Raw genomic sequence first — 10,915 nt, 5'->3', positions numbered from 1 at the left:
GGCGGCGCGCCCCCCGCCCGAGCCGCGTTCCGGGCGAGCCGTGTTCCGGATGGTGGACCGGGTCAGCCCGGCAGGTCCGCGCCCCCGGCGGCGACGTGCCGGGCGAGGCGCTCGCGCAGGGCGGTCAGCCGGGCGATCTCGGCGTCCAGGGCGGCGAGCCGGGCGGTGACCACCGGGGCGAAGGTCTCCAGGCCGGGGGAGTCCGAGCAGCGGCGCGGCGGCTCCTCAGTGAGCAGGTCCAGGCGGTGCGGGCGGCTGGCCAGGTCGTCGACGGTCAGCCCGACGGCCAGCAGCCGGCGGATCGCCCGCACCCGGGCGACCTCGGTCGGCCCGTACTCGCGCTGGCCCGAGGCGGACCGGGGCGGCGGCGGCAGCAGCCCCCGCTGCTCGTAGAAGCGCAGTGCCCTGGGCGTGGTGCCCGCCGCTGCCGCCGCGTCCCCGATCCGCATGGCCGTTCCTCCTCGGTGCTATGCGAGGTCGACGATCGTCGCCCCGAAGGTGTCCCCGTCGAACAACCTCCGCAACGCCTGCGGCGCCTGGTCGATGCCCGCCACCCGCGTCGACGGGAAGACGATCTCGCCGGTGCGCAGCCAGCCGCCGAACCGCTGCCGCCACTCGGCCTCCAGGTCCGGTTGGTCCACGCCGGTGAAGCCGCGCAGGGTCAGGCCCAGCATGATCACCCGGAAGCTGTCCACCAGAGCCGGCGAACTGCCGCCCCGCCGCTCCGGTGCCAACTGCCCGGACAGCGCGCCGACCAGGGCGAACCGGGCCCCCGGCCGGGCCGCGTCGACGGCGGCCGTCAGCTGCTCCCCGCCGACCAGGTCCAGCAGCACGTCGACGCCCTCCGGCGCGGCCTCGGCCAGCTGCGCGGCGAACGGCCGCTCGCCGCGCAGCAGTACCGCGTCGTAGCCGAGTTCGGCGGTGAGCCGCTTCGCCTTGGCGGGGGAGCCGGTGGTGCCGATCACCCGGGAGGCGCCCAGCAGCCGGGCGACCTGCCCGGCCAGCGTGCCGACCGCGCCCGCCGCGCCGGTCACCAGCACCACGTCCCCCGGGCGTACCCCGGCGCTGCGGGTCAGCCCGCCGTAGGCGGCCGTGCCGGGGGAGAGCAGCGCCACCGGGTCCGGGAACCCCGGGTCGACCGGAGTGAACCCTGCGGCGTCCGCGACCACGAGGTCCCGCCACCCCCGCAGGTGGGTGACCAGGTCGCCCGGCCGAAGGTGCCCGCCCGCCGGAGCGGCCAGCACCTCCCCGAGGGCCGGCCCGTACAGCGCGTCCCCGGGCCCGATCGCCGGCAACGGCGCCCCTGTGAGCTCGCCCCCGATCAGCGTGCGCAGGCCCGGGAAGACCAGGAAGGCCCGATTGCGGACGACCACCTCGCCCGTCCCCGGCGCCGGCAACGGCTCCTCCACCACCGCGAAGTCCCCGGGCCCGGGCAACCCGCCCGGCTCGGTGACCAACCGGACGACCCGGGCCGGCGTGGGCAGCGTCATCGCAGCACTCCTCCAGAACCGACGCGGCGGCCGATCCGCCGCGGGTGCCCGGACGCTAACCCCTGACCCGTGCGTCAGGGGCAACCCGGCCGGCCTGGGAGGGTGTCCGACGGGGTGTGGGTGTGGGGGTCTTCTAGAGTCGCCTGCGGAACGACCGTATGACCATGCGACTGTGAGCTGCACCGAGAGGGACGAGCACCATGAGTGAGCAGGCCGTCGAGCCCTACCAGCCCGTCGACGAGGACTGGCAGACCGCGCTGGCCGTCGTCGCCCACCCGGACGACATGGAGTACGGCGCCGCCGCGGCCGTCGCGCGGTGGACGTCGCAGGGCAAGAAGGTCGTCTACGTGATGGTCACCAGCGGCGAGGCCGGGATCGACTCGATGAACCCCGAGGAGTGCGGGCCGCTGCGGGAGGCGGAACAGATCGCCTCGGCGCGGGTGGTCGGCGTCGACGTGGTCGAGTTCCTCGGGCATCCGGACGGGACGGTGGAGTACGGGCTGCCGCTGCGCCGCGACATCGCCCGGGCGGTGCGCCGGCACCGGCCGGACATCGTGATCACCAGCAACTTCCGGGAGACCTACGGCGGGACCGTCCCCAACCAGGCCGACCACATCGCGGTCGGGCGGGCCGCCCTGGACGCGGCTCGGGACGCCGGCAACCGGTGGGTGTTCCGGGAGCTGCTGGCCGAGGGCCACGAGCCGTGGAACGGCGTCCGGCAGGTGTGGGCGGCGGCCTCGCCGGAGTCGGGTCACGCGGTGGACACCACCGAGCACTTCGACCTGGGCGTGGCCTCGCTGGAGGAGCACAAGGCGTACCTGGCCGGGCTGGGCGGGGCGATGGCGGACGCGCGCGAGTTCCTGGAGGGGGCCGGGCGGGGAGCGGGCGGCCGGCTCGGGGTGCGGTTCGCGGCGTCGTTCGAGGTGTTCCCGCTGCGCTGAGCCGCGCGGCCACCCGGCCACCCGGATGGGCCGGCTGCCCGGCCTGGTTACCTGGTTACTCGGTGTCGGTGCCTGCGTACACGGAGGCGAGCACCAAGGCGGTCTGCCCGGTCACCGGGATGCCGCAGTTGTCGAGCAGCACGAGCAGCGCCACCGCGAGGTACCCGTAGTGGTCCAGCAGTGGCGCGAGCCCGGCGAGCCCGGCGAGCGTTCCGGGCAGCGGGGCCGTGGGGGCGGACACCGCTGCTCACCACCTCGCCCGGGTGGGGGGCGGGGCGGCGGGGGAGTCGGTCAGCGGTCCGCCGGGCGGTGCTCGATGGCGCAGTCGGGGCCGGGGTAGACCAGGCCCTCGTGGCCGTCCTCGAAACGGACCATGTACGGCGGTTCGCCGTCGGTGCCGCGCACCTCGACGATCTCGCCCTTCTGGTCCGTCATGCCCACCGACCTGCTGTGGATGTGGAGCTGGTCACCTACCGCTGCGTGCATGGTCTGCTCCTCGGGTCGTGGCGGCCGCCTCTGCGGCCGTTCCGCCTTCCACTGTGCTGCGGCGGAGGCGGGCTCGCAACGGCGCGGGCGGGCGGGACGCGGGAGCGGGGCGGGACCCGAGGGACGTGCGGGGACCGGTCTCAGCGGGCGGGCGGCTGCTCCGCGAGGTAGCCGCGGACCAGCCGCTTGCACTCGGCGATCAGCGCCGGATCGCCCTGCGGATCGCCGCGGAAGGCCAGCTTGAGCACCGCGTCGGCGGCCTCCAGGGCGACCCGCAGGGCGAGGGTGAGCGCCGCCGGGTCGCCGGTGGCGAACACCTCGCCGCCGAGCGCCTGGAGGCGCAGCGCGACGGCGGTGTTGTTGTCCACGCCCGGGTCGAGCAGGTGCCGGTCGTCCCGCAGCCCGGCGGGGGCGGTCGCGTCGGCGAGGCCGAAGTCGAGCTGGCCGAAGCCGGGCACCGCGCGTTTCATCGCGACGAACTCCTCCACCGCGAGGTCGGTGAACCCGGCCGGGCCGAGGGGCGCGGCGGTCGCCAGCCGGTGGTCGAGCCGCTGGAGGTAGCGGTCGAGGTTGCGGCCGGCGAGGGCGGCCAGCAGGTCCTCCTTGCCGGCGAAGAACTGGTACAGGGTGCCGATCGGCACCTGGGCGCGCTGGGCGACCTCCTTGGTAGTGAGCGCGGTGGCGCCGACCTCGTCGAGCAGCCCGGCGCAGGCGTCGAGGATCCGGCCGTACCGCTCCTGGCTGCGCTGCTGGACCGGACGGCGCCTGGTCACGGGGCCCCGCCCGGCGCTCTCGTGACTCCTGGTGTCGCCGCTCATGACGTCACTGTGCCGCATCCGCTGTGCCAGCGGCGAATCACCGGGGCGCAATGGGTCCGGAGTTTCGGGTGGGGAACGGGTCGATTGGTGGCTGGAGCTGAACGTCACGGTGGCGGGAAGGTGTCCAGGAGTCGGCGGTGGTCTTGTGGTGGACACGATCAACGGTTCATACTCCTCAGCGGACTACCTTGCGTGATCAACTCGTGCCCTTTCGTGGTGAACGTGTGTCAGCTGTGGCGACGACGGACGAACCCGGCGCCACCCGAGGTCTGGATGATCCCGTGCGTTTCATAGAACCCGAACCTGTTCAGGTCCGATCCGCCGTGCCCGACTGTGCGACCCGTCATCCGGAAGGAGGGGGCCGGTTCGGTGACGCAGACTTCCGGAGGGCGTAAGGCCCTAGACACCGAGCAACACCGCCAGTTCCTGGAGTCCGGATACCTGGTCCTGCCCGGCCTGGTGCCGGAACCGCTCGGGGCCAGGCTCGCCCCCGAGGTGGACCGCTGGGTGGACGAGGGCCTACGGGCCCGCTCGATCGCCGCCTGCACCGACCCCGCCCGGCACGGCCCGCCCCCGGTGCTGGAGCTGGAACTGCCGGCCCACGGCGAACTCCTCACCCACCCACCGCTGTTGCGGACGCTGTCCGGTCTGATGGGGCCGTCCTTCGTCTTCCACCACCTGCACAGCGACCGCCAGGCCCCGGGGATCCCCGGCAAGGCCTGGCACCACGACTGCGAGCCCAACGACCGCGCCGACCCGTCGCTGCTGATGGTCCACGCGCTGCACTACCTCGGCGGCCTGGACGAGAAGGTCGGCAGCCTGGCCGTCCTGCCCGGCTCGCACCGGCGTACCGTCGGGAAGACCGCGTACGCCCACCACGGCACCGCCGAACTGCCCGGCGAGGTGGTCATCGACCGGCTGCCGCCCGGCTCCACGGTGCTGCTCAACTCGGCGCTGTTCCACACCCGCAGACCGGCGCCGGACGGCCCGGGCAGGCCCCGGTACTTCATCGACGCGTCCTACTGCCAGGTGGGGGCGCGCTGGCGTCCGGTGAAGCCGCACTGGCGGCTGATGCTCGCCCGGGCCCGTGAACTCGGCCTGGCGGAGGGCCGGTGGCCGGAGCTGTTCGCGGAACGGCACTTCACCGAGTACGTCGGAACCGCCTGACCGGAACTGTCCGGCGAGAACTGTCTGACGAGAACTGTCCGGCGAGAACCGTCTGGCGAGAACCGTCTGATCGGAACAGCCTGATCGGAACTGTCTGAGGAGCACCGCGTGGAGATCGTCACCGCCGTCGCCTACGCCGAGGTCCACCACGCCTACCTGCGGGACCACCCGGTGGAGCGCACCCACGAGGCGAACAGCAACCGGGACGGCGAGGAGAACGTCGAACGCGCCGGCCGGATCCCCGGCGGCTGGTGGCGCGTCCGGCTCTCGCGCTCGGACGTCCTCGGCGTCGTCCTGCCCTGGCACCTGAGCGAGGGCGGCGCGCGTGAACTCGTGCCCCGCTCCGGCCTGACGGTGGCCGAGGCGGCCGTGCGCATCCGCTCCGACGAGGTCGCCTGGTCGGCCGCGAACCCGGTCTGCGCCGCCAAGCTCCGGTTGCTGCGGTGGGCCCCGTTCACTCCGGTCTACCTGAGCACCGGCGCGGTCGAGCACTCCGACTACACGGACCTGCTGGTCCGGGAGGGACTGATCCACATCGACGGCCTGCACCGCATGCTGGCCTGGGAGCTGGCCGGACGCCTGCCCGACCGGCCCCGCCTGGACGCGTTCCTCGCGGGTGACCCCCTGGTCGTGGACCCGCACGCGACCGGGTCGGTCCGCGCCGGGCGGGCGGCCCGGACGGGAGGCGAGCCGGAGTGACCTTCGCGACGCAGCACGTCCGGTCCACGCCGTCCGCATCGTCCACGCCGTCCAACCAGGCCGCGTCGCCCACCCGGTCGCTCTCCGGGTTCCTGATACGGCTCGCCCGGGAGCACCCGGACCGGACCGCCCTGACCGACGGCGACCGCACCCTCGACTACCGCACCCTCGACGCCGCGGCGGGCCGGATCGCGGCCCGGCTGGCCGCGTCCGGCACCGGCCCGGGCGACCGGGTCGCCCTGCTCGGGCCCCGGGACGCCCGCATGCTGGTGCTGCTGCACGGCGTGCTGCGCTCGGGCGCGGCCGCGGTGATGGCCGACCCGGACTGGTCGCCGGCCGACCTCGCCCGGCGGCTGGCGGGCGTCCGGATCGGCCGGGTGCTCAGCACCGAGGCGGCCTTCCCCGGGCCGGAGGGCCATCCGGCCGAGGTGGTGGACGTCGACCGGCTGGCCGGGCCCGAGGGCCTGCCCGACGCACCGGGCAGCGCGCTAGGTACGACCGGTGGCCTCGTGCCCGGCGGGGCCGGTGGCCTCATGCCCGGTAGGGCCGGTGACCTCATGCTCTGCGGGGCCGAGGAGCTGATGCTCGGTGCGGCCGAGGACCCCGCGTACCTGTCCTTCACCTCGGGGTCGAGCGGTGAGCCCAAGGCGGTGGCCGTCACCCACGCCAACGCGGTGCACTACGCGCGGGCGCTGGCCGACCGGCTGGGTTTCACCGAGGCCGACGCCCCGTGCGTCGCGCACGTCACCACGCTGGCCGCCGACCTCGGCCACACCGCCTGGCTGCTGGCCCTCGCGGTCGGCGGTTCGGTGCACGTGGTGCCGGACGGCGAGGTGCGCGACCCGGAGGCGTTCTGGGCGTCGCTGCGGCGCGCCGGGGTGTCCGTGCTGAAGACCACCCCCTCGCACCTGACCGTCCTGCTGGAGGGCCGGCCCGGCGACGCCCCGCCCCTGCACACCGTGCTGCTCGGCGGTGAGGCGCTGCCGCGCCCGCTCGCGGCCGCCCTGCTCGACACCGGTGTCACCGCCCGGCTGGTCAACCACTACGGCCCGACCGAGACGACCGTCGGCGCCACCTGCTTCCTCGCCGCCCCCGCCCGCCCGCTGCCGGCCGAGGAGCCGACCGTCCCGATCGGCACCGGGATCGGAGAGGTGCGGCTCACCCGGCGGGACGGCGACGGGCGGCCGGTGTCCGACGGTGCGGTGGGGGAGCTGCTGATCGGCGGGCGGGGCGTCAGCGCCGGCTACTTCGGCCGGCCCGCCGAGACGGCGCGCGGCTTCGTCCGCCACGACGGTGAACGCATGTACCGCACCGGCGACTTGTGCCGCCGCCGGGCGGACGGGAGCCTGGTCTTCCTCGGCCGGGTGGACCGCCAGGTCAAGATCCGGGGCTACCGGGTCGACCTCGCCGAGATCGAGCGGGCGATGGACGACTTCCCGGGCGTCGCCCGGTCCGCGGTGCTGGTCCGGGAGACCGCCGTGGGGAACCAACTCCTGGCCGCCGTACGGTTGTCGGCCGACGGCGCCGGGCTGGCCGGGATCGGCTCCTACCTGCGCGACCGACTGCCCGGCTACTCCGTGCCGCAGCCGATCCTGACCCTGCCGGAGTTCCCGGTCGGGCCGAACGGCAAGCTCGACCGGGAGCGGCTGGCCGAGCTGGTCGCCGAACTGGTCGAGGCCCGGGCGGAGTCGGGGCCGCCGTCGGACGGGGACGCGCTGGCCCGGTCGATCGCCGGGTTCTGGGCGGCCGCACTGGGCCTGCCCGGGGTCGGGCCGCACACCGACGTGCTGGACCTCGGCGGGGACTCCATCCTCGCCATGCGCACCGTCGCCTTCCTGCGCCGGTCGGGCCTGCGCGTCCACTACGACGACTTCTACCGGCACCCGACCGCGCACGGCCTGGCCGCGGCCGCCGCAGCCGTTCCGGTTCCGGCCGCCGCTCCGGCCGGGCAGGCCGGGCAGGCCGGAAGCGGCGACCGGGGGAGTCAACTCGCGCCCGCCCAGCGGTGGTTGTACCGCCAGAAGTCCGTCGACGACCTGCGGCACTGGAACCAGTCCGTCCTGCTGCGCTGCCGGACGGCCGTCGACCCGGCCGCGCTCTCGGCCGCCCTCGCGGCCGTCCTGGAACGCCACCCGGCGCTGCGGCGGCCCGTCTCGCCGGAGGGCTACGACGCACCCCGGCCGGTGGCCGACCTCGACCCGCTGTCCTTCTCCCGGATCCCGAGCGGGACGGCTCCGATCGCCGAGACCGTCGCCGGGGTCTGCACCGAACTCCACCGCAGCCTGGACCCGTTGGCCGGCCGGCTGCTGCGCGCGCACCTGTTCACCGGCCCGCCCGGCACCGACGACCGGCTCGCCCTGATCGCGCACCACCTGGTGGTCGACGGGCTGTCCTGGCGCATCCTGCTGGACGACCTCGCCCACGCCTACCGGGCGGTGCTCGACCAGAAGCCGGCCGACCTGCCGCCGACCCCGGACTTCTACCAGTGGGCCGCCGCCGCGCCGCCGCCCCCGGCGTCGGTGCCGCCTCCCGCAGCGTCCGCGCCGGCGTCCGCGCCGGAGCCCGTGGTCCGCGCGCCGCCGGCGGCCGTCGGCTGGACGCTCGACGAGGACGGCACCGCCCGGCTGGTCGGCCGCCACGGCGGCGGGACGGGCCTGGAGGCCTTCCTGCTGGCCGCCTTCGCCGACGCCGTGACCGGCTGGAGCGGCCACCCGCGGCTGCCCGTCGAGGTGGAGACCCACGGCCGGGACACCGCCGGCGATCCGGGCGAATTCCTGGACACCGTCGGCTGGTTCACCGCCGTCAAACGGCTGGTGGTCGAGGCGTCGGCCGGTCCCGAGGGCGCCGCGCAGCGCCTGCGCGAGGCCCCCGTCCAGGCGATGGACGCACCCGGCACCCGCCCCGCCGCCGGGTTCAACTTCCTCGGCACCTTCCGGCTGCCCGAGGAGCCCGCACTGGACTGGACCGTCGCGGACGAGCAGGCCGGAGTGGCCCGTTGCACCGGCGGAGACCCGCTGTACGACCTGCGGCTCACCGCCCGCATCGTGGAGAACCGGCTGGTCGCCGACCTGGTGTACGGGTGGCCCGGCCTGCCGCACCCCGCCGCCGAGCGGATCGTCGCCGCGTTCGCCGGGACGGTGGCCACCGAGGCCGGTGTCGGTGCCGGTGCCGAGGCTGGTGTCGGTGCCGGTACCGCCACCCGGCCCGTCCGGGCGCCGCTGTCGACCTCCGGCCAGCTGCTCCACCCCGGCACCCGGGCACCCGCCGTACCGGCGGCCCGCACCACGGTGCGCGAACCCGCCCGGGTGCTGCTCACCGGCGCCACCGGCTACCTGGGGCGGCACCTGCTCGACGCCTTCGTCCAGCGGGGCGCCCACGTCACCTGCCTGGTCCGGGCCGAGCACGACGCCGGCGCCGTCCGGCGGTTGGGCGCGGGCGTCGGCGCGGGCGCGGGCGCAGACGACGGCCGGATCCAGGTCGTCGCCGGGGACATCGACCGGGAGGGGCTGGGCCTGTCCCCGGCCGGACTGGCGCGGGCCCGGGGCGCGCAGTTCGTCGTGCACGCCGCCGCGGACGTCCGGCTGGTGGCCTCGCCCGACGACCTGGAGCGGACCAACCACACCGCGGTGCGGCGGCTGCTCGGCTGGATCGACGAGCACGCCCCGGCGGCCCGCGTCCACCACGTCTCCACGCTCGCCGTCGCGGGCGGCGTGGACGGCCCGCCCCGCCGCTTCAGCGAGGCCGACCTGCGGATCGGCCAGCACTTCCGCACCCCGTACGAGCGGACCAAGTTCGCCGCCGAGCAGACCGTCCGCGCCTGGGCGGCCACCGGGCGGGCCGCCTACCTGTACCGCAGCGGCCACATCGCGGCGCACAGCCGGACCGGCGCCTTCCAGGCCAACATCGGCGACAACCGGATCTACCAGCTGATCCGCGGCTACCTGCTGGCCGGCGCCGCCCCGCGCCGGCCGCGCACCACCTACGCGTTCTCCTACGTCGACACCGTGGCCGCCGGGATCGCCGCGATCGCGCTGGACCCGTACGCCGCGCCCGGCGCCTACCACGTCGAGAGCCCGCACGAGACGCCGCACGACGAACTCGTCCGCTGGCTCGCCGGCCACGGCCACCCCGTCCGGCTCACCGACGACGAGGCCTTCGCGGCGGCGATCGCCCGGGCCGAACGCGACCACCCGACGGCGGCGGGGCTGGCCGCCGCGTGGTCCCTCCAGGAGGAGCGCAACGTCCTCGTGGACCGCGCGTACACCACCTCCGTGCTGGACCGGCTGGGCGTCCGGTTCGCCGAGCCCACCCCGCAGTGGTGGTCGGCCGCGCTCACCCGGGCCGCCGAGGCCGGCTACCTGCCGCCCGTCGCGCCGCCGCACTGACCTCCGTCCGTAGGACCGACCCCCGTCCGCCGTACCGATCCGTCCGCCGCGCCGGCGCCCCGTGAGCCGCGCCCCCACCGACCCGTACCCCCAGACCCATGGAAGGCGGACCTCGTGTCCCAGCTGTCCCCGGTGCTCAAGCAGGCCACCTCCGTCGTCGCCACCCGCGGCGAAGGGCTCCACCTCTTCGACGCCGACGGCCGCCGCTACCTCGACTTCACCTCCGGCGTGGGGGTGACCAGCACCGGCCACTGCCACCCGCGCGTGGTCGAGGCGGTGCGCGAGCAGGCCGGCCGGCTGATCCACGGCCAGTACACCACCGTGCTGCACGACCCCCTGCTCACCCTCACCGAGCGGCTCGGCGAGGTGCTGCCGCCCGGCCTGGACTCGCTGTTCTACGCCACCGCCGGCAGCGAGGCGGTGGAGGCGGCGCTGCGGCTCGCCCGGCACGCCACCGGCCGGCAGAACGTGATCGTCTTCGAGGGCTCCTTCCACGGCCGCACCATGGGCGCGGCCGCGCTCACCACGGCCGGCAGCCGCTTCCGCGCGGGCATCGGCCCGGTGATGCCCGGTGTCGCGGTGGCGCCGTTCCCCGACGCCTTCCGGCTCGGCCTGAGCCTCGGGCTGAGCGAGGCGCAGGCCGTGGAGCACGCCCTGCGCGGACTCGACCAGGTGCTCGCGACCGTCAGCGCCCCCGCCGAGACCGCCGCCATGTTCGTCGAACCGGTCCTCGGCGAGGGCGGCTACGTGCCCGCGCCCGCCGGGTTCCTCGCCGGGCTGCGCGAGCGCGCGGACCGGCACGGCATCCTGCTGGTCGTCGACGAGATCCAGACCGGCTCACGCCCCCCCGGCCCGGTCTAGGGCCCACAGGCCTAAGCACGGCTGGTGTCCGCAGAGCGCTACACACCCCACGTGACGGGCCCCCGACA

Annotated in this window: 9 protein-coding genes and 1 pseudogene; 5 read left to right on the top strand and 5 right to left on the bottom strand. The window is 75.6% G+C overall.

Going from position 1 to position 10,915, the window contains the following annotated elements; genetic code table 11:
- Window positions 1–62 precede the first annotated feature (62 nt).
- A complete protein-coding gene (locus ACFV6I_RS28810; RefSeq protein WP_063350400.1) occupies window positions 63–449 on the bottom strand; it encodes a MerR family transcriptional regulator in 387 nt (128 codons plus the stop codon).
- An 18-nt stretch (window positions 450–467) separates the two neighbouring features.
- Complete coding sequence (locus ACFV6I_RS28805) at window positions 468–1,490, bottom strand: MDR family NADP-dependent oxidoreductase (RefSeq protein ID WP_380428421.1); 1,023 nt, start codon at window positions 1,488–1,490, stop codon at window positions 468–470.
- Window positions 1,491–1,690: 200 nt separating this feature from the next.
- Between ACFV6I_RS28805 and ACFV6I_RS28800 the strand changes: the two genes are divergently transcribed.
- Window positions 1,691–2,431, top strand: a complete 741-nt coding sequence (locus ACFV6I_RS28800; protein ID WP_063350402.1) for a PIG-L deacetylase family protein — start codon at window positions 1,691–1,693, stop codon at window positions 2,429–2,431.
- A gap of 55 nt (window positions 2,432–2,486) precedes the next feature.
- On the opposite strand, the gene ACFV6I_RS28795 is transcribed toward ACFV6I_RS28800, so the two are convergent.
- The 3 genes from ACFV6I_RS28795 to ACFV6I_RS28785 all read right to left on the bottom strand — a co-directional run bounded on the left by ACFV6I_RS28795 (window position 2,487) and on the right by ACFV6I_RS28785 (window position 3,735).
- The gene (locus ACFV6I_RS28795) at window positions 2,487–2,672 is read right to left on the bottom strand and encodes a hypothetical protein (protein ID WP_380428419.1); all 186 of its coding nucleotides are present in this window, start codon (window positions 2,670–2,672) and stop codon (window positions 2,487–2,489) included.
- A gap of 50 nt (window positions 2,673–2,722) precedes the next feature.
- Complete coding sequence (locus ACFV6I_RS28790; RefSeq protein WP_363377130.1) at window positions 2,723–2,917, bottom strand: DUF1918 domain-containing protein; 195 nt, start codon at window positions 2,915–2,917, stop codon at window positions 2,723–2,725.
- A gap of 140 nt (window positions 2,918–3,057) precedes the next feature.
- The gene (locus ACFV6I_RS28785; RefSeq protein WP_380371818.1) at window positions 3,058–3,735 is read right to left on the bottom strand and encodes a TetR/AcrR family transcriptional regulator; all 678 of its coding nucleotides are present in this window, start codon (window positions 3,733–3,735) and stop codon (window positions 3,058–3,060) included.
- Between the two features lie 369 nt (window positions 3,736–4,104).
- Between ACFV6I_RS28785 and ACFV6I_RS28780 the strand changes: the two genes are divergently transcribed.
- The 4 genes and pseudogenes from ACFV6I_RS28780 to ACFV6I_RS28765 all read left to right on the top strand — a co-directional run.
- Window positions 4,105–4,902 carry a phytanoyl-CoA dioxygenase gene (locus ACFV6I_RS28780; protein WP_363377132.1) on the top strand — a complete coding sequence of 266 codons (798 nt, stop codon included), beginning with the start codon at window positions 4,105–4,107 and terminating at the stop codon, window positions 4,900–4,902.
- A 108-nt stretch (window positions 4,903–5,010) separates the two neighbouring features.
- The gene (locus ACFV6I_RS28775) at window positions 5,011–5,601 is read left to right on the top strand and encodes a DUF6309 family protein (protein ID WP_380428417.1); all 591 of its coding nucleotides are present in this window, start codon (window positions 5,011–5,013) and stop codon (window positions 5,599–5,601) included.
- The gene (locus tag ACFV6I_RS28770; RefSeq protein WP_380428415.1) at window positions 5,598–9,986 is read left to right on the top strand and encodes an AMP-binding protein; all 4,389 of its coding nucleotides are present in this window, start codon (window positions 5,598–5,600) and stop codon (window positions 9,984–9,986) included. Before ACFV6I_RS28775 ends, ACFV6I_RS28770 begins: the two co-directional genes overlap by 4 nt.
- Window positions 9,987–10,100: 114 nt before the next feature.
- Window positions 10,101–10,828 (top strand): annotated as a pseudogene (locus ACFV6I_RS28765) (aspartate aminotransferase family protein); the annotation flags it as partial.
- Window positions 10,829–10,915: the final 87 nt, after the last annotated feature.

Origin of the sequence: Kitasatospora sp. NPDC059803, assembly GCF_042732255.1 — a bacterium.
Classification (GTDB): domain Bacteria; phylum Actinomycetota; class Actinomycetes; order Streptomycetales; family Streptomycetaceae; genus Kitasatospora.
The sequence above is the reverse complement of the archived record's forward strand: the minus strand, read 5'-3'. Positions and strand labels throughout refer to the sequence as shown.